Annotated in this window: 13 protein-coding genes; 3 read left to right on the forward strand and 10 right to left on the reverse strand. The window is 64.5% G+C overall.

What is annotated here, in order from left to right; all coding sequences use genetic code 11:
- Window positions 1–15: 15 nt before the first annotated feature.
- The 3 genes from FHT19_RS20495 to FHT19_RS20505 form a co-directional block, all read right to left on the reverse strand.
- Window positions 16–1485, reverse strand: coding sequence for an aldehyde dehydrogenase (locus FHT19_RS20495; protein ID WP_211185038.1), 1470 nt, complete (start codon window positions 1483–1485; stop codon window positions 16–18).
- A gap of 27 nt (window positions 1486–1512) precedes the next feature.
- Window positions 1513–1923 carry a nuclear transport factor 2 family protein gene (locus tag FHT19_RS20500; RefSeq protein ID WP_169476596.1) on the reverse strand — a complete coding sequence of 137 codons (411 nt, stop codon included), beginning with the start codon at window positions 1921–1923 and terminating at the stop codon, window positions 1513–1515.
- Window positions 1924–2070: 147 nt separating this feature from the next.
- Window positions 2071–4494 (reverse strand): TonB-dependent receptor, encoded by a 2424-nt coding sequence (locus tag FHT19_RS20505; RefSeq protein ID WP_169476597.1) that lies wholly within the window; start codon window positions 4492–4494, stop codon window positions 2071–2073.
- 245 nt (window positions 4495–4739) lie between these two features.
- Between FHT19_RS20505 and FHT19_RS20510 the strand changes: the two genes are divergently transcribed.
- Entirely contained in the window at window positions 4740–5273 is a 534-nt protein-coding gene (locus FHT19_RS20510; protein ID WP_169476598.1) for a MarR family transcriptional regulator, read from the forward strand.
- Window positions 5274–5283: 10 nt separating this feature from the next.
- Here the strand turns inward: FHT19_RS20510 and FHT19_RS20515 are convergent, their stop codons facing one another.
- Complete coding sequence (locus FHT19_RS20515) at window positions 5284–6003, reverse strand: nuclear transport factor 2 family protein (RefSeq protein WP_169476599.1); 720 nt, start codon at window positions 6001–6003, stop codon at window positions 5284–5286.
- Between the two features lie 74 nt (window positions 6004–6077).
- On the opposite strand from FHT19_RS20515, the gene FHT19_RS20520 reads away from it, so the two are divergent.
- Window positions 6078–7013, forward strand: a complete 936-nt coding sequence (locus tag FHT19_RS20520; RefSeq protein ID WP_168556460.1) for an SDR family oxidoreductase — start codon at window positions 6078–6080, stop codon at window positions 7011–7013.
- Window positions 7014–7103: 90 nt separating this feature from the next.
- A complete protein-coding gene (locus tag FHT19_RS20525; RefSeq protein ID WP_169476600.1) occupies window positions 7104–7976 on the forward strand; it encodes a dienelactone hydrolase family protein in 873 nt (290 codons plus the stop codon).
- A 59-nt stretch (window positions 7977–8035) separates the two neighbouring features.
- On the opposite strand, the gene FHT19_RS20530 is transcribed toward FHT19_RS20525, so the two are convergent.
- From FHT19_RS20530 to FHT19_RS20555, 6 genes are all read right to left on the reverse strand, one after another.
- Window positions 8036–8962, reverse strand: a complete 927-nt coding sequence (locus tag FHT19_RS20530; protein ID WP_169476601.1) for an SDR family oxidoreductase — start codon at window positions 8960–8962, stop codon at window positions 8036–8038.
- Entirely contained in the window at window positions 8959–10455 is a 1497-nt protein-coding gene (locus tag FHT19_RS20535; RefSeq protein WP_169476602.1) for a carotenoid oxygenase family protein, read from the reverse strand. Before FHT19_RS20535 ends, FHT19_RS20530 begins: the two co-directional genes overlap by 4 nt.
- Before the next feature lie 135 nt (window positions 10456–10590).
- Entirely contained in the window at window positions 10591–13083 is a 2493-nt protein-coding gene (locus FHT19_RS20540; RefSeq protein ID WP_169476603.1) for a TonB-dependent receptor, read from the reverse strand.
- A 290-nt stretch (window positions 13084–13373) separates the two neighbouring features.
- Window positions 13374–14168: a CmcJ/NvfI family oxidoreductase gene (locus tag FHT19_RS20545; protein ID WP_248290583.1), complete on the reverse strand. Its 795-nt coding sequence runs from the start codon at window positions 14166–14168 to the stop codon at window positions 13374–13376.
- Window positions 14169–14260: 92 nt separating this feature from the next.
- Window positions 14261–15205 carry a Gfo/Idh/MocA family oxidoreductase gene (locus FHT19_RS20550; RefSeq protein WP_168556455.1) on the reverse strand — a complete coding sequence of 315 codons (945 nt, stop codon included), beginning with the start codon at window positions 15203–15205 and terminating at the stop codon, window positions 14261–14263.
- Between the two features lie 152 nt (window positions 15206–15357).
- Window positions 15358–16218 (reverse strand): class III extradiol dioxygenase subunit beta, encoded by an 861-nt coding sequence (locus FHT19_RS20555; protein WP_169476604.1) that lies wholly within the window; start codon window positions 16216–16218, stop codon window positions 15358–15360.

The following is a 16218-nucleotide window of genomic DNA, read 5'->3' on the forward strand; positions in this document are numbered from 1 at the left end:
CCTGCCGAGTGAGCGTCACAGCCCTTCCGGCAGCGCATCCAGCAGCATCGTCTTGGTTTCCACGTAAGGCATCAGGCCTTCCGGCCCGCCTTCGCGGCCCACGCCCGATTGCTTGAAGCCGCCGAACGGCAGGCCGAAATCCATGCGCAGCCCGTTCTGGCCAAAGCCGCCGGTGCGGATGCGACGGCCGATGGCCCAAGCGGCCTGGGCGTCGTGGGTCAGCACCGAACCGTTGAGGCCATAGGCGCTGGCATTGGCCACGGCCACGGCCTCCTCCTCGTTGTCCACCGGGATGAGCGACAGCACCGGGCCGAAAATCTCTTCCTGGGCGATCGCGTCGGCGTTGTTGACGTTGGCAAACAGCGTCGGCTCGATGAAATAGCCGCGGTTCAAGTGGCTGGGCCGGTTGCCGCCGGTCACCAGGTCGGCACTTGCCTTGCCTTGGGCGATATAGCCCTCGATCCGCTCCAACTGGCGCTGCATGGCCACCGGGCCAAGCTGGGCGGCCGGGTCGTCGCTGTGGCCGATGACCACGGCCCGCATTTCGCGCGCGATGGCATCGGCCAGTTCGTCGTGCCGGGCGCGCGGCACGATCACGCGGCTTAGCATCGCGCAAACCTGCCCGCTCATCATCGTGATCGTGCCGGTCAGCAGCTTGGCGGCATGGTCGATGGCGAAATCGTCGCGCACAATGGCAGCAGACTTGCCGCCCAGTTCCAGCGTGCAGCGCGCCACGCGGCCGGCGCAGACCTGGCCGATGCGCTTGCCCGCCAGGGTCGATCCGGTGAAGCTGACCTTGTCCACGCCCGGGTTGCTGACCAGGTGATCGGCCGCCTCGCGATGGCTGGGCACCAGGTTGACCACGCCGGGCGGCAGGCCCGCCGCCTGCGCCGCTTCGGCAATGATATAGGCTTCGAGCGGCGTTTCGGGCGATGGCTTCATCACCACGCAGCATCCGGTCAGCAGGGCATAGGCCACCTTGTTGGCCATGATGCCGAACGGCCCGTTCCACGGCGCGATGGCGGCCACTACGCCCACCGGTTCCTGCACGATCAGTGCGGCGGCGGCGGCATGGCTGGGGCGCTGTTCCACGAAGGGGAAGTTTTCAACAAAGCCGGCAATGCCATCGAGCGCGAACAGCGCGCCCTGGTGCATCGGCCCGGCAAAACTGGCCAGCCCACCGATCTGCGCGGTCCAGGCGCGCGCCAGTTCCTCGGCACGCGGGCGCATGTGGTCGATCATCGCCCGGAATGCCGCAATCCGCGCGGCCGGCGGCGTGGTCGGCCAGGGGCCATGGTCGAACGCGGCGCGGGCGGCGGCCACGGCGGCGTCCATGTCCACCTCGTCCGCCTCGGCCACGCGAGCCACGACCTGCTCGCTATCGGGCGAGACCACCTCGATCAGCCGGCCGCTGTGGGCCGGCACCCACGCTCCGCCGATGAAAAGGCGCTCGGGATGGGCGATGTGCACGCCCTGGGGAAGCAGCATGGGACTTTCCTTACCTTGCATGGATCAGGCCGCGAGGGGCGGGGGCAGCGCGCATTCCACTTTCTCGATGCGGCCATCGCGCGTGGTGTAGAAAATGAACTGGCGGATTTCCTGCACCTGGCCCGCCTGGATGGGGAAGAAGCCGGTTGCCCCCTTGGCATCCAGTTCTTCGCGCGTCAGGTCGCGCAGCGCCTCGATCCGCACGATCGCATCCACGGCAGTGGCCGTATCGCTTGCGGCAAAGTTATGGATCGAAACGCTTTCCTTCACGCAGGAATGCAGCCAGCCATAGAACGCCTTCAATTCTTCGCGGCTGGTGATGACAATGCCGAAGAATTCCATGTGCGGCGGATCGACATAAAAGTCGGCCACGCCGTCATAGTCCTTGGCGTTGAACGCGGCCAGGTAGCGTTCGTAGCCGGCTCGATCGAGCATTGGCCCTTCTCCCGTTGGTCCGGCCGGATTCGGCCCTGCCTCAACGCTAACAAATGATACGGTTATGGCAAGCCCGAACCATGCCCTGAAACGAAAAGGGGCAGCCCTTGCAGGCTACCCCTTTCCCCTCATGACTGGAAAATCAGTTCAGAACTTCTTGGCCACACTCAGGGCCCATTCGCGCGGGCGTCCCACGTTGCTGTAGACCGTGCCGGCCGAGGCATAGAGCGCCTGGAAGCGCAGCGGCAGGTAATAGTACTTGTCGAACAGGTTCTGCACTTCAAAGGCGACGGTCAGGTCTTCCTTCTCGTTGCGCCAGGTCAGCCGCGCATTGCCCACGGCAAAGGCCGGGTTGTAGTCCAGCGGGCGGGTGCCACTCAGGCGGCCCACGCTTTGCTTGCCGGTATAGGCAAGGTCAAAGCGCGGAGTAAGCGAGCCGTGGCCTTCCACCGGGATGCGATACTGGATGCCGAAGCTGCCGCGCCAGTGCGGCGTGACGATCGGATCCTGCAATTGGATCGATTTACCCACCGTGGCGCCGATCCGGTTCCATTCGCCGTCGATCCAGCTGAGCGTGGCGTCGATATCCAGCCCTTCGACCGGGTGCGCGGTCAATTCCGCTTCAGCGCCCCACATCTTGCCATCGCCGGCATTGCCGATCGCCGCGCAGGGGAACGGATCGGTGCCCACGGCAAAGCCGTCAAGGATCGAGCAGTCCGCCAGCGGGAGTTGGATATTCTTGTAATCGTTGACGAAGCCCGAAAGGTTGAAGCGCACCCTGCGATCGAACAGGTCAGACTTGATGCCCACTTCATAGGCGGTGAGCGTTTCGGGTGTGAAGGTGCCGTTGACGGCCTGGTTCTTGGTGAACGGCCGCGCGGTAACGCCGCCGCCCTTGAACCCGGTGCTGACCGTGGCATAGGCCAGCAGTTCGGGGCTGAAGCGATAATCCACCGACAGGCGCCAGTCGAGCTTGCTGCCGTTGTAGTTCGCCACCGTGCCATCGAGCGCGCCCACGCCGAAGATGTCGGTCAGCGTGCCGCCCGACCAGTTCTTGCGCACGAAGGTATAGTCCTTGTGCTCCTTGGTATAGCGCAACCCGCCCGTGATGTTGAGGCCGGGCGTGGGATGCAGGATCACGGTGCCGAATGCGGCCTTGCTGTTGGCGTTGACCGGGTCATTGCCCAGGAACTGCAGGAACAGGAACGGCGCGCCGTGGCCGATGTAGCGGATGTCCTGCCGCGTGAAATAGACCGAGGTCTGGTCGTTGTAGAACCCGCCGATCGTCCAGTCGGCCAGATCGCCGATCTTGCCGTTGAGGCGCAGTTCCTGGCTGAAGAAGTGGAAGCGCAGATCGTTGTAGCCGGCCCCGGCAATGTTCGGATCGGGCGTGAAATCGTCGTCGGTGCCGAACGTCTGCTTGTACTTGCGATAGGCGGTGATCGAAACCAGCTTGAGATCGTCGGTCAGGCCCAAGGTCAGGTTGCTGGAAACGCCCCAGCCGGAAAACACCGTGTTGCGCGGCATGGAATAGCTTTGCGCGGCTTGGCCACCTGCATCCATGTACCAGTTGGCATACGTGCAGCGCGGGCCGCAGATGAAATTGATGCCGTCGGTCTTGGTGGTATCGTCGACCGTCAGCACGCTCGCCGCGTTGGAGCGGTTTTCATAGGTATAGTCGCCGGTCACGACCCAATCGATCTTGTCGTTGGGATTGTAGCGCAGCGAGCCACGCAGGCCGGAATAGTTCTTCTCGCCCAGCTTGCCGGTCACGCAGTTGGCCGGCACGTTGGCGCCCGCCGTCAGCCCCAGCGAGTTGCCCGGCTTGGCACAGCCATAGTCGACGATGTCGATATAGCCGTCCTGGCGCTTGTACACGCCCGAGACGCGGGCATAGAGCCCGTCGGCCAGCTGGAAATTCAGGCTGCCGCGCAGATCGACGCGGTTGCGCGCGCCATAGACTGCTTCGATCTGGCCGGAATCGCCCGGCTGCGGCTTGACCGAAAACATCTTGATGGCCCCGCCGATCGAGTTACGCCCGGTCAGCGTGCCCTGCGGCCCGCGCAGCACTTCCACCCGATCGAGATCGAGCAGGTCCATCACCGAGCCGGTCAGCGTGGCATAGTAGACATCGTCGACGTACATGCCCACGCCCGGTTCATAGGCCGGGTTGAAATCGTACTGGCCGATACCGCGGATGTAGGCGGCCATCGACGATCCGAACGCCCCGCCCATCTGGGTAAGCTGCACGTTGGGCGCCTGCGCCGCGATCTGCGAAATGTCGGTCTGGTTGCGCGCGGCCAGCAGCCCGGCATCCACCGCGGTGATCGAAAGCGGCGTGTCCTGCAGGCGCTGGTTGCGGAACTGCGCGGTCACCACGATCTCGCGAATGCCCTGGTCTTCGCTCGCCGCCTGCGCATCGCCCTGGGGCGTGGTGGCCTGCGGTGCGGGCGCCTGCTGCGGCGCTGCATCGGCAGCCTGCGCGGCCGTGCTCAGCGCCAATGCCATGGCGGCCGCGCTGCCTGCGGCAAAAAGACGCAACGATAGCGTGTTGGGAATCATGCTGGCCATAAGCCCCTCTCCTGGATCGGCCCGTTATCGAGCCTCGTTCTGTTTGTTAGTTAGACATACTAATTAGCAGAGCGCAAGAGGGCGTTTGCAGCCGCCTTCGGATAATAACAACTGATGCAATCCAACAACAAGCCCGAATGCGCACGATGCCGCCAAAATCGGCGGAATTCTGCGCCGTTCACCATGCAGCGCAGCAAAGCATGCGGCCTCTTGCCGCGCTTGCCATGGTTGTCATACTAAGCGGCATGATCAGCCGCACGAACTCGGGCCGCACCGCCGCCGAACCACCCCGCAATGCCATGGATGGCGTGGACGAGGACGCCGCGCTGCTGGTCGATCTGTTGAAACTGGCCACCTTTGTGGCCAACCCGATGCGCATCGGCGTGGCCGAGCCGCTGGACCTGGCGCCGACCGACTTGCGCATCATCCTGGCGCTGGGCGGCGAAGGCGAACTGGCCGGCCACGAACTTTCGGAAATCATGGGCGTCCCTCCCATGAATGTCAGCCGCGCGCTGGTTGCACTGCATCATAAAGGCCTGGTGGAACCGGGCGAAGACTTGCGCAATCGCCGGCGCAAACCCTTCCGTTTGAGCGAGGCCGGACAGGCCATGTTCGACCGCAGCGTGCCCGCCATGGCCGAAGTGAGTCGCCAGCTCTTTGCCGATTTCAGCAGCCGTGACCGCGGCACGTTCCGCCGCGCCGCCAGCCGGCTGCTGGCGCGGATGACCCAGTGGGACCACCAGCTGGATCAACCGCGCGAAAGCCAGGACGTGGCCTAGGCGCGCCCGATCAGGGCCAGCGCTTTTGCAAGGGGGTGAAATCGCCCACCGCAAAGGCCGCCGCCAGCACTGGATGGGCAAAGCTCATCGGCACTTCCTGGCGATGCGGCCAGGTTTCGCGCACTTGCGTTTCGGGCAAGATCACATCGGGGCCGATGGGATTTTCGGGGTAGCATTGCACCGCCGGCTGCAGGTGTGCGGTGGTCTTGGCCCAGCCGGTTTCATAGTCGGCCTGCCACTGCATCATGTAGTCCAGGCGCCTGATCTTCCAGACGCCGTCTTCCTTCACATAGTCGTTTTCATAGATGCCCGATTCCCAGAATTGCTGCGGCATCCCTTCGGGCTTGGCATCGAGGATCGCATCGTGCCAGCCTCCGGCCAGGATGCCGCGAAACCGGCCCTTGGCGGTCTGGCCATCGGGCGCCAGCGTGATCACGTCCTGCAACTGGAAATGGTCGAGCAGCAGGCCCTTGACCGGCCCACGGCGCCCGCCGGTAAACAGGTTCTGGAACCAGGTGCCATAAAGGCGCATGATCCCTTCGTAGCCGCGATATTCGCCCGACAGGAACACCACGGCGCCATCCTTGGCAAACAGGCCGGCCACTTCCTCGGGCCGGTTGTAGTCGATGTAATAGCCATAGGCCCACTGCAGGCGGCGGATGGCGTTGACATCCTCGATCTGCGTCACGCGCGCTTCCAGGTCGGCAAGGCGCTGCTCCAGCTCGCTCATTTTAGGCTCTCCCATTCTCTTTGTTAGTATGCAACACTAACGATTATAGAAAAGATGGCGAGAGGAAATCATCGATGCACGCGCAAGAAAACCACGCGCCCTGGGCCGGCCAGGTGGCGCTCGTCACCGGCGGTGGAACCGGCATCGGCCTGGGCGTGGCCCGTGCTTTCAGCGATGCGGGCATGGCCCTTGCCCTGACCTATCGCGACACGCGGCAACGCGATGCCGTCGCCGCGCAGTTTGCCGCAGAAGGGCGCCCCGCGCCGCTGTTCCTCGCGCTTGACGTTACCGACCGTGCCCGCTGGGCCGAAGTGGTGGCACAGACGGTGGCGCATTTCGGTGCGCTGCACGTGCTGGTGAACAACGCCGGGGTCAGCGTGTTCGGCGATACCGACGAGGCGAGCTTTGCCGATTACGACTGGATCATGGGCGTCAATTTCGGCGGCGTGGTCAATGGCCTGGTCAGTGCCCTGCCAGCGATCAAGGCCGCCAGCGGCCCCCGCGCCGTGGTCAACGTGGCCAGCATGGCCGCTTTCCTGCCCGGCCCCCAGGCGGGCATCTACACCGCCAGCAAGTTTGCCGTGCGTGGGTTGACCGAATCGCTGCGCTATAACCTGGCGCCCCATGGCATCGGCTGCGCCCTGTGCTGCCCTGCCCTGACCCGCACCAATGCCTGGGACAGCGCGCTCAAGCGGCCCGAGGCCTTTGGCGAAAGCGGCTTTGCCCCGGTGAGCGCGGCGGAATTGCAGCAGTTCGGCACCGCGTTCGAAGCGGGCATGGACCCGTATGAGGTCGGGCAGAAGATCTTTGCCGGCATGGCGCGCGGCGATGGTCTGATCCTGACGCACCCCGAATTCGCCGAGGATTTCCGCGAAATCTATGAAGCCAGCCTGGCTGCCCTGCCGCAGGAAGAAGCCCCGCCGGCCCGGCTGGAAATCGAACGCCTGCGCCGCGCTGCCATGGCCCAGGCGCAGGCCGGCATCAAGGTGGGCCTGGCAGACCTCACCTGAAACCGCTTGCCCCAAAAACCGATTCCCGTTGGCCGCCCGCCTGCGCTAAGCCTGTGGGCGGACGGGGAACAGGTTCTGGAGAGACGCGCCATGTGCGACAGCTTGACCGAAGACGACAACACGCAGTGGCTGGCGGTAAACCGTCGCCAGTTCGCCGCCATGGGTGCTGGCGCCGCCACCCTGGCCATTGCGCCTGGTTGCGTGGCCGCCACTCCGGCCGGTTTGGCAACGCAATCGCGCCCGATTACCATCGAGACGGCCGATGGCACGGCGGATGGCTTTTTCGTTTATCCCGCCAAAGGCAAGCATCCCGCTGTGCTGCTCTGGCCCGACATCGCCGGCCTGCGCGATGCGTATCAGACCATGGCCACGCGCCTGGCCGCAGCCGGCTTTGCCGTGCTGGCGATCAACCATTATTACCGCAACAGCCCGGCCCCGGTGCTGCCTGATTTTGCCGCCTGGCGCACGCCCGAAGGCCAGCAGAAACTGCAACCGATGATCCAGGCGCTGAGCCCGGAAAAGATCCAGGCCGATGCCGGCAGCTATATCGACTGGCTCGACCGGCAGCCGCAGGTGGATACGGCGCACAAGATCGGCACCCAGGGCTATTGCATGGGCGGCCCCTATACCGTGTTCGCGGCCTATGCCCGGCCCGCGCGGGTTGGCGCGGCGGTGTCGTGCCACGGCGCGAACCTGGTGAACGACACTGCCAACAGCCCGCACAAACTGCTGGGCCAGACGCAAGCCTCGTTCATCTTTGCCATCGCGCAAAACGACGATGCCCGCGCGCCGGGTGACAAGACCGCACTGAAGGATGCCGCCGCGGCCGCCGAGCGCCCGGCCGATGTGGCCGTCTATCCCGCGCAGCACGGCTGGTGCACGATCGACGCGCCGGTCTATGACAAGGTCCAGGCCGAAAAGGTCTGGAGCAAGCTGCTCGCGCTCTACGCCAAGGCTTTGTGATTTTGGTTTAGCAGGCCCCTCCACCAGCCCGCGCAGCGGGTGGTGGAGGGGCCTGCCTCCTACCGCCCCGCCGCGGCGCGCAGCATCGCCACGTTGGCTTCCACCATCGCCCGCGTGGATCGCGCCGGGCGGCCGGTCAGGCGCTCCACATCGTCGGTGCAGATTTCCAGGAAGCCCTCGCGAATGGCACGGCCGAACGTGACCATGTCGTCGCTGTTCCACGGCACGCCGGCCACGGTCTGGTCGTCCACCGGGCGGCGCGGGATGCCCAGGCCGTCAAACAGCGCATATTGCGCGTCGTCGTCCAGGTCCACGTAGTCCACCGGGCAGCCGGTCACTTCGGCCATGATCGCGGCCACTTCGGCAAAGGTCTGCAATTCCGGCCCGGTGATGTTGTAGATGCGGTTTTCGTGGCCGGGCGTGGTCAGCACGGCCACGGCGCTGGCGATGCAATCGTCCCGCCAGACCATCGCCTCGCGCCCCTGCCCGGCATTGGCAAACCACTTGCCGCTCTGCATCACTTGCGGCCCGGCCATCAGCAGCATGGCATCGGCATAGTGCGCGTCGCGCAGCATGGTGAAGGCCAGGCCCGAGGCGCGGATCAGGCGCTCGGTTTCGATATGGTCGTGCCGCACTTCGGCGGGGTTGGCCGGATCGTCGATGCCGATGAAGCTGGTATAGACGATATGCCGCAACCCGGCCGCCACGGCGGCATCGATCGCGGCCTTGTGCTGGACCACGCGCGCACCCACGCGGGTGCCCGAGATCAGAAGCAACACATCACCGCCGGCCATCGCCTGGGGCAGCGTGGCAGGGTGATCGAAATCGCCCCGCCGCACGGTGCAGCCCTGGTCCGCCCGCTCGGCCAGCTTTTCCGGCTTGCGCGTGATCAGGATCAGGTCTGCCGCCCGGCCCATGGCCACCAGCGCATCGGCCACGCCCCGCCCATAGTTGCCCGAAGCCCCGGTAATGACGATGCGCGTCATGCCCCAGCCTCATCGAGCACCGCGTCCAGCTGGTGTTGAGGCACCCACCAGCCGTGCACCTGCGGACGCAGCCGGGTGGGGATTTTCACCGTCGCCACCGGCCCTGCCCCCAGGTTGCCGGCGTCGATCACCCAGGCGAAATGCTCGAAATCATTTTCGCCGATCTGGTGGTCCACCATGGTCACCAGGTAACCGTCGTGTCCCGGGGTGGCGCTGGGCACGTGGACCGGCTCGTTATAACACCAGCCCGGCTGCATCGGCAGCGCCTGGGTGACCTGCGGGGCGGCGGTGTCCATCCCGTCGAGCCGCACCAGCAGATCGAACATGCCCAGCACAGGGCCGCCCATGACCGGCGGCCCCTGCCGATCGGGATTCATCGTCAGCATCCATCCCGTCTGATAGGGGCGCCCCTGCCGCGCGGCGGGAATGATCGGAAAATCGCCCGGCGGGCCGATCACGGTTTCGGTCACTTCGCCGGCCGGGCCATTGGGATCGACGGTCCAGCGCGTGAGCCCGCCGGTAATCTCCCAGGGCTGGAGGAACAGGCCCGCCGGCTCGCGGATGAAGGAAAACGCGTTGCTGCTCGACAGGCACTGGTCGAAATGCAGCAGGCCCGCCTCATCCTCCCAGGCGTTCATCATGTGATAGCAATAGACGCCCTTGGGGCCCTTGAACCACTTGATGTCCTTCACATCGCCATCGCGTGGCATCACGCCCAGCCAGGAATCGAGGCCCTGCTGGTGATGCCAGTGCTCGCCGCCCGCTTTCATCCGATCGAGATCGGCGGTGGTGGGGTAGATCGGGAACAGCGCCCAGTTCCTGGTTATCGTGAAATCATGCATCATCGCGCAATAGGGCGCGTCGAACCACTGTTCCGATTTCAGCTCGCCATCGGCGCCCACTCGCGCATAGGCGATCGTGGTCGACGCCAGGCCATCGGCCTCATAGCCGTAGAAATAGAGATCGCCGCTGTCAGGATCGATCCGCACATGCGCGGTCATCGTTTCCGACTTGAGCAGGCCATCGAAATCGAACGATCCCAGCGTGTCGAGCGTGTGGGGATCGATGCGATAGGGCCGCCCGTCCTCCTTGGTCATCAACAGGCGCCCTGCGTGCCACACCGGCGTGGTGTTGGCCACGGTGCGATCCACCCCGGCCACTTCGGGATCGTCGGTAAAGGGGTTGCGGTATCGGCCAAAGCGCGCTTGGCCCGCTTCTTTTTCCGCCTTGTGCCGCGCGGTTTCGACAAAGCGGATGGCATAATCGGCGGTGCCATCGGCGTTGAAGCGCACCCGGCTGATCATGCCATCGCCCGACAGCGTGTGATCGTCGGCAAACTTGGGCGGAAAGGCCGGATCGGGCACCGCGCGAAAGAATGCGCCACGCACTTCGGGCGGCAGGGTGCCTTCCACGCGCAAGCCCTCCAGCGTGAGTTCGGTGCGCACCGGGGCGTTGAGCCCGATGAAATAGGGGGTTGGCGGATAGTCGCCCATGGCATCCTCACCTTATCAATTGTTAGGATCGTTGTACCACCGGACGCCCACGGATCAAGGGGATTCGGCCAAGAAAAAGGCCCCCTTCCGCCAAGGGAAGGAGGCCCATTTCATCGGCGCACGGGCAATGCCTGCTCAGAAATTGCGCTTCACCGTCACCGCCCAGGTGCGCGGCAGGCCCGGCGCGCCCGCGCTGGTGCCGATCGGGCCATAGTTGGCGGTCATCGAGGTGAAGTAATACTTGTTGGTCAGGTTGCGCACTTCGGCGCTGACCGACCAGGTATCGGCATCGCTTTTCCAGGTCACGCGCGCGTTGGCCAGGAAGTAGTCGTCGATGCGGTTGGTCGCCGTCTGATAGGCCAGGGGGCTGGCCGTGGCGGCGGGCACGTTGACCGCGTCGACGTTGGTGGGATCGACATAGATGTGCGATTGGTAGCTGCCATCCAGGCGCACTGTGACCAGGCCCTTGAGCACGTCGGGAATGTCATAGGACAAGCCCGCGTTCCATTTCCATTCGGGCGTGTAGGGCGGCACCATGTTCGCCGAAACCCCGGTGTTGGCGGTATCGACCGTGGTATATTTGAACTTGAGCCACGAGAGCGACCCGTCGAGCGTGAGGTGCTCGATCGGGCGGATGGTGGTTTCCACTTCGATGCCCTTCACATGGGCAGAGCCCACGTTCTTGGGCTGGAGGCAAGGCGTGGTGGGGAACCCGGCGGTGTTCGGGCAATTGAGCACCGTCAGGATGATGTTCTTGTAATCGTTGAAGAATGCCGAAACGTTGAAACGCACGCGGCGATCGAACAGGTCAGACTTGAAGCCCGCTTCGTAAGCCGTGATCGTCTCGGGCCGGAAATCCTCCACCTGGCTGGGATAGAACGGGCGCGGGTTGACGCCACCCGAACGGTAGCCGGTAGAAACCTGGCCATAGACCATCAGCGCGGGCGAGAAGCGATAGTCGGCCGCCACGCGCCAATCGAGGCGCGAGGCATCGAACGTCTTGTAGAGCCCGTTGAGTGCGGCCAGCGCGCAGTTGGGCGGCTGGTTCACGCCAAAGGGATAGCCGGTGCAGGGCTGGATCGTGCTGCCATCCGGGTTGTGGCGCACATAGCCATATTCCTTGTGGTCCCACGATTCGCGCAGGCCGCCGGTCAGCGTGAAAGCCTCGAACGGCTTCCAGCTGGCATTGGCGAACAATGCCTTGTTGGTGGCTGGCGTCGGATCGGGGCCGTGGAGGAAATCGATCCCGGCATAGTTGAGGTCGATGCGCCCGGTGAACAGGCCCTTGGCGTGGAAATAGAACCCGCCCAGCACGAAATCGAGCGTGTTGTTGAGCGCCTTGCCGGTAAGGCGCAGTTCCTGGCTCCACTGCGAATTGCTCTGCGCCTGGTTGAGCATCGATGGCACGACCGGGGCGCTTTCGGCAAACGACCAGTCGGAATCGTAATGGCGATAGGCGGTGATCGATTTCAGCGCGAGGCTCGGCCCCAGCGTCCAGTCGATCGTGCCGGCAAAACCATAGTTGTCGAGGTTGGAATGGCGGTTGAGCGCCAGCGGCTTGTACGGCACCTGGTGATCGGGGCGCGCCGCGTCATAGAACGTGGCATAGCTGACATAGCGCTTGTCATAGCCCTTGAGCGTATCGCAGCTGTTGCGCCCGCTGGGCACGAAGCGGCAATCGAGCGGGATCGGCGCGCCGTCGGTGCCATAGAGCCAGGCGCGGTTGGGGTCCTTGGTGACCGGCGATCCGGCGAACTGGGCAATGTTGTTGCCATAGATCAGCACCGAGGCGCCGGGCTCGTCGCGCTCGCGCGTGTAGTCGGCCGAAACATTGACTTCCACGTTGGCATCGGGCGTCCAGCGGAAAGCCACCTTGCCGGCGGCAAAGCTGGTGCCGCCCAGCGTGCCCACTTGCGGATTGGCACCGGTCGCCATCGTCGGCACCGTGCTGCCCGGATGGGTCAGCGCATAGTCCAGGATCTTGACATAGCCATCGCGGTTCTTGCTCACGCCCGAAACGCGCATCGCCAGGGTATCGGTCAGCTTGAGATCGAAATGGCCGCGCAGGTCGACGCGGTGATAGCTGCCATAGGTCGCTTCGAACGAACCGGAATTGTCGCCCTTGGGCTTGACGCCATAAAGCTTGATCGAGCCGCCCAGCGAGTTGCGCCCGGCCAGCGTGCCCTGCGGCCCGCGCAACACTTCCACCCGATCCAGGTCCATCAGGTCGAGCAGCGATCCGGTCAGCGTGGGCAGGTAGACATCGTCCACATACATGCCCACGCCCGGTTCCAGCGCAAAGTTCGGGTCGGACTGGCCCACGCCGCGGATGAACGCGATGATGCCGGGGCCCAGGTATTGGTTCTGCGGGGCCAGCGTCACGTTGGGCGTCTGTGCGGCCACTTCGGAAATGTTGGTCTGCCCGCGCGCCGCCAGGGCCGCGCCGTTGATGGCGGTGATCGCCAGCGGCGTATCCTGCAGCTTCTGGGTGCGGAACTGGGCGGTCACCACGATTTCAGGCGTGGTGGTCGGTGTGCTTTCAGGCGCGGATTGGGCTTGGGCCGGCGCGGCGGCGAGCGAAAGCAGAACGGCTGCAGAGCACAGCAGATCGGAGCGTGAAAACGCCATTTCGGTATCCTCCCAAGGATAGCAGCCGGATGGTTCCGGTCTGGGACCCTTGGTATCACATATGCGAAACTTTCAGCAATGCGAAAAAATGGGCCGAAATGTATAATTCATAACTGTTGCACAACTGCGCCGGTTCAGAGCCGGTTGGAAATCCGGCTTTGCCGGATTTGCGGCACCGGCCCGCTCCCCCACCCGACCTCCCATAGGGTACTATCGTTGGGAGGTCGGGTGGGGGAGCGGGCCGGTGCCGCAACGAAAATGCCCCCCTTGGGCATTTTCCAAACAGACCCTCACGCCTCCCAGAAGGCGGTGGCGCGCATCTCGATGCTGACGCGCGGGGGCGCATCGGCCGGGCAGCCGGGCATGTCGAACGCCACGTGCGGAACGTGGGTGGCACGGCGCGAATCGCTGTCGAATGTCTTGAACACGATCGCCTCGTCCGCCGTCAGGTCGGAAAACCAGTGCCAGCGATGCGCGGGATTGGCAGCAATCACATAGCTTTCGAACGACCATTCCGGCGCGCCGCCGGGGGGATCGAAAATCGCGTCGGCAGCGATGCAATCCTCTGCGGCCAGGCTGCGCGCATCGCACAGCGCCAGGGGCACGTCCTGCGGCGGCGCGGACAGCGCACGCCAGATATTGTACTGCGCCACGCGGGTGTGCGGCCGCCCGGCGGCCAGGCGCTGGCTCATCGTCAGGGCCGTTGCCGGTGACACGTCGATATGGGCAAAGCGCGCCGGCATCGAATTGTCGAGGCTACCCGCCCGGCCCGACCGTTCGGAAAAGCGCAGCAGGCCCGCGCCCGTCACTTCCACGCGGGAGGCGCCAGTCAGGTCCTTGATCAGCGCGGCGATTTCGGGAACGTGGACGGCCATGACCTGCGCGCGATCGGCAAAATCGGTCACGGCGCTGGGATCGCGCACCAGCTCGAAGCCTTCCACGTCAAGGCTGGTGCCGCGCCCCCGCGCATCGCGGATCGGCATGGCGACAGGGGCGATTTCGACCGCGTCCTTGTCATGGGCATTGGCATAATAGCGCGGGCGCACCAGGCTGCGCCCGGAATAGGCGATCAGGACTTCCATCATCGACATCCTCTTCCTGGGCCTGTGGCTTTTGCTGCCCCATGGCCCGATACGAAAAGGCCCGCCGTGGCAGGCGGGCCTTCCCTTTTTGCAGCTTACCCGGCGGCGAGCTGTTTTTCCAGTTCGCCCAGCACGCGATAGCAATCGAGCACTTTGCCCACCGAGCTGTTGGGCTCGCGCCCTTCGCGGATCGCGGCGATGAATTCGCGGTCCTGCAACTCGATGCCGTTCATCGACACGTCGACATGGCTCACGTCGATCGGCTCTTCCTTGCCGTTCACCAGATCGTCGTAACGGGCGATATAGGTGGCGGTGTCACCGATATAGCGGAAGAACGTGCCGAGCGGGCCGTCGTTGTTGAACGAGAGCGAGAGCGTGCAGATCGCGCCGCTTTCGCTCTTGAGCTGGATCGACATGTCCATGGCGATGCCCAATTCCGGGTGGATCGGCCCTTCGACGGCATTGGCCTTGACGATCTTGCCGGCCTGGTAGGCGAACAAGTCCACCGTGTGGGCGGCGTGGTGCCACAGCAGATGGTCGGTCCACGAGCGCGCTTCGCCCTTGGCGTTGATGTTCCTGCGGCGGAAGAAATAGGTCTGCACGTCCATCTGCTGGACGTTGAATTCCCCTGCCTTGATCTTGTTGTGCACATACTGGTGCGACGGGTTGAAGCGGCGGGTGTGGCCCACCATGCAGACCAGCCCGGTTTCCTTCTGCTTGGCCACCACGGCTTGCGCATCGGCCCAGCTATCGGCCAGGGGGATTTCCACCTGCACGTGCTTGCCCGCGTTCATGCAGGCGATCGCCTGCTCGGCGTGCATCTGGGTGGGCGTGCACAGGATCACGGCATCCACGTCGGGCAGGGCCAGCGCTTCTTCCAGCTCGGTGCCGGAGTGGCGGGCGCCATACTTGGCGGCAACCGCAGCGGCCTGATCGGCGCGGCGGCTGATCACCGAAACGATTTCGACGCCGTCGACATTCTTGAGACCATCAAGGTGCTTTTCGCCAAAGGCGCCGGCACCGACCAGGGCAATACGCATGGGGTAACTCCTGTAAGGCTCCCGTCCCGCTGGCGGGAGGGATTGGGAAGGGTTTGTTGACCCTTCCCGGACGCGAATTGAGGGAGCGCACCTTGCCATGCCCTCCCCCGGCCCCTCCCGCAGGCGGGAGGGGGATAAGAGTGTGCCTTGGCTTACGCCGGCACGGTTTCCTCTTCCACCGGTTCGAGCACGATGTGCCCGATCGCGGTGTTGGAGCAGGGGATATGGTAATGCCGGTGCAGCAGGCGGGTCTTGTCACCCAGCGCACCGCGCATGATCAGCCACATGACCATCTCGATCCCTTCCGAGCCGGTCTCGCGCAAGTATTCGATGTGCGGAATCCAGCGCGCTTCGTCGGTTTCGCCGATCAGAAGGTCGAGGAACTTGTTGTCCCACTCGCGGTTGAGCAGGCCGGCACGCTTGCCTTGGAGCTGGTGGCTCATGCCGCCGGTGCCCCAGATCTGCACGTTGAGGTCTTCGGGGAAGCTTTCCACCGCACGCTTGATCGCTTCGCCCAGCGCCCAGCAGCGGTTGCCCGAGGGCACCGGATAAGTCACGACATTGACGGCGAGCGGGATGACCTTGGCAGGCCAGGCATCTGGCTGGCCGAACATCATCGACAGCGGCACGGTCAGCCCGTGGTCCACGTCCATCTCGTTGATGATGGTCATGTCGAATTCGTCGAGGATCAGGCTTTGCGCGATGTGCCAGGCGAGGTCGGGATGGCCTTCCACGTCGGGCACCTGGCGCGGGCCCCAGCCTTCGTCGGCCGGCTTGTAGCTTTCGCCGCAGCCGATCGCGAAGGTGGGGACGATCTTCATGTCAAAGGCCGATGCGTGGTCGTTGTAGACCAGGATGATCACATCGGGCTTCTGTTCCTTTTCCCACTGACGGGTCCATTCATATCCGGCAAAGATCGGGCCGAAATAGTCGTCGTTGGATTTGCCCTGGTCCACCGCCACGCCCAGCAGGGGCACGTGGCTGGAACCGACGCCTGCGGTAATCCGCGCCAT

It is taken from the genome of Novosphingobium sp. SG919 (genome assembly GCF_012932495.1).
Taxonomy (GTDB): Bacteria; Pseudomonadota; Alphaproteobacteria; order Sphingomonadales; family Sphingomonadaceae; genus Novosphingobium; species Novosphingobium rhizosphaerae.

Excerpts from the sequence above, each read along its gene's own strand:
- FHT19_RS20500 (WP_169476596.1), bottom strand. The coding sequence starts at position 1,923 with ATGCTCGATCGAGCCGGCTACGAACGCTACCTGGCCGCGTTCAACGCC.
- FHT19_RS20505 (WP_169476597.1), bottom strand. The coding sequence starts at position 4,494 with ATGGCCAGCATGATTCCCAACACGCTATCGTTGCGTCTTTTTGCCGCA.
- FHT19_RS20510 (WP_169476598.1), top strand. The coding sequence starts at position 4,740 with ATGATCAGCCGCACGAACTCGGGCCGCACCGCCGCCGAACCACCCCGC.
- FHT19_RS20515 (WP_169476599.1), bottom strand. The coding sequence starts at position 6,003 with ATGAGCGAGCTGGAGCAGCGCCTTGCCGACCTGGAAGCGCGCGTGACG.
- FHT19_RS20520 (WP_168556460.1), top strand. The coding sequence starts at position 6,078 with ATGCACGCGCAAGAAAACCACGCGCCCTGGGCCGGCCAGGTGGCGCTC.
- FHT19_RS20525 (WP_169476600.1), top strand. The coding sequence starts at position 7,104 with ATGTGCGACAGCTTGACCGAAGACGACAACACGCAGTGGCTGGCGGTA.
- FHT19_RS20530 (WP_169476601.1), bottom strand. The coding sequence starts at position 8,962 with ATGACGCGCATCGTCATTACCGGGGCTTCGGGCAACTATGGGCGGGGC.
- FHT19_RS20535 (WP_169476602.1), bottom strand. The coding sequence starts at position 10,455 with ATGGGCGACTATCCGCCAACCCCCTATTTCATCGGGCTCAACGCCCCG.
- FHT19_RS20540 (WP_169476603.1), bottom strand. The coding sequence starts at position 13,083 with ATGGCGTTTTCACGCTCCGATCTGCTGTGCTCTGCAGCCGTTCTGCTT.
- FHT19_RS20545 (WP_248290583.1), bottom strand. The coding sequence starts at position 14,168 with ATGATGGAAGTCCTGATCGCCTATTCCGGGCGCAGCCTGGTGCGCCCG.
- FHT19_RS20550 (WP_168556455.1), bottom strand. The coding sequence starts at position 15,205 with ATGCGTATTGCCCTGGTCGGTGCCGGCGCCTTTGGCGAAAAGCACCTT.
- FHT19_RS20555 (WP_169476604.1), bottom strand. The coding sequence starts at position 16,218 with ATGGCGCGGATTACCGCAGGCGTCGGTTCCAGCCACGTGCCCCTGCTG.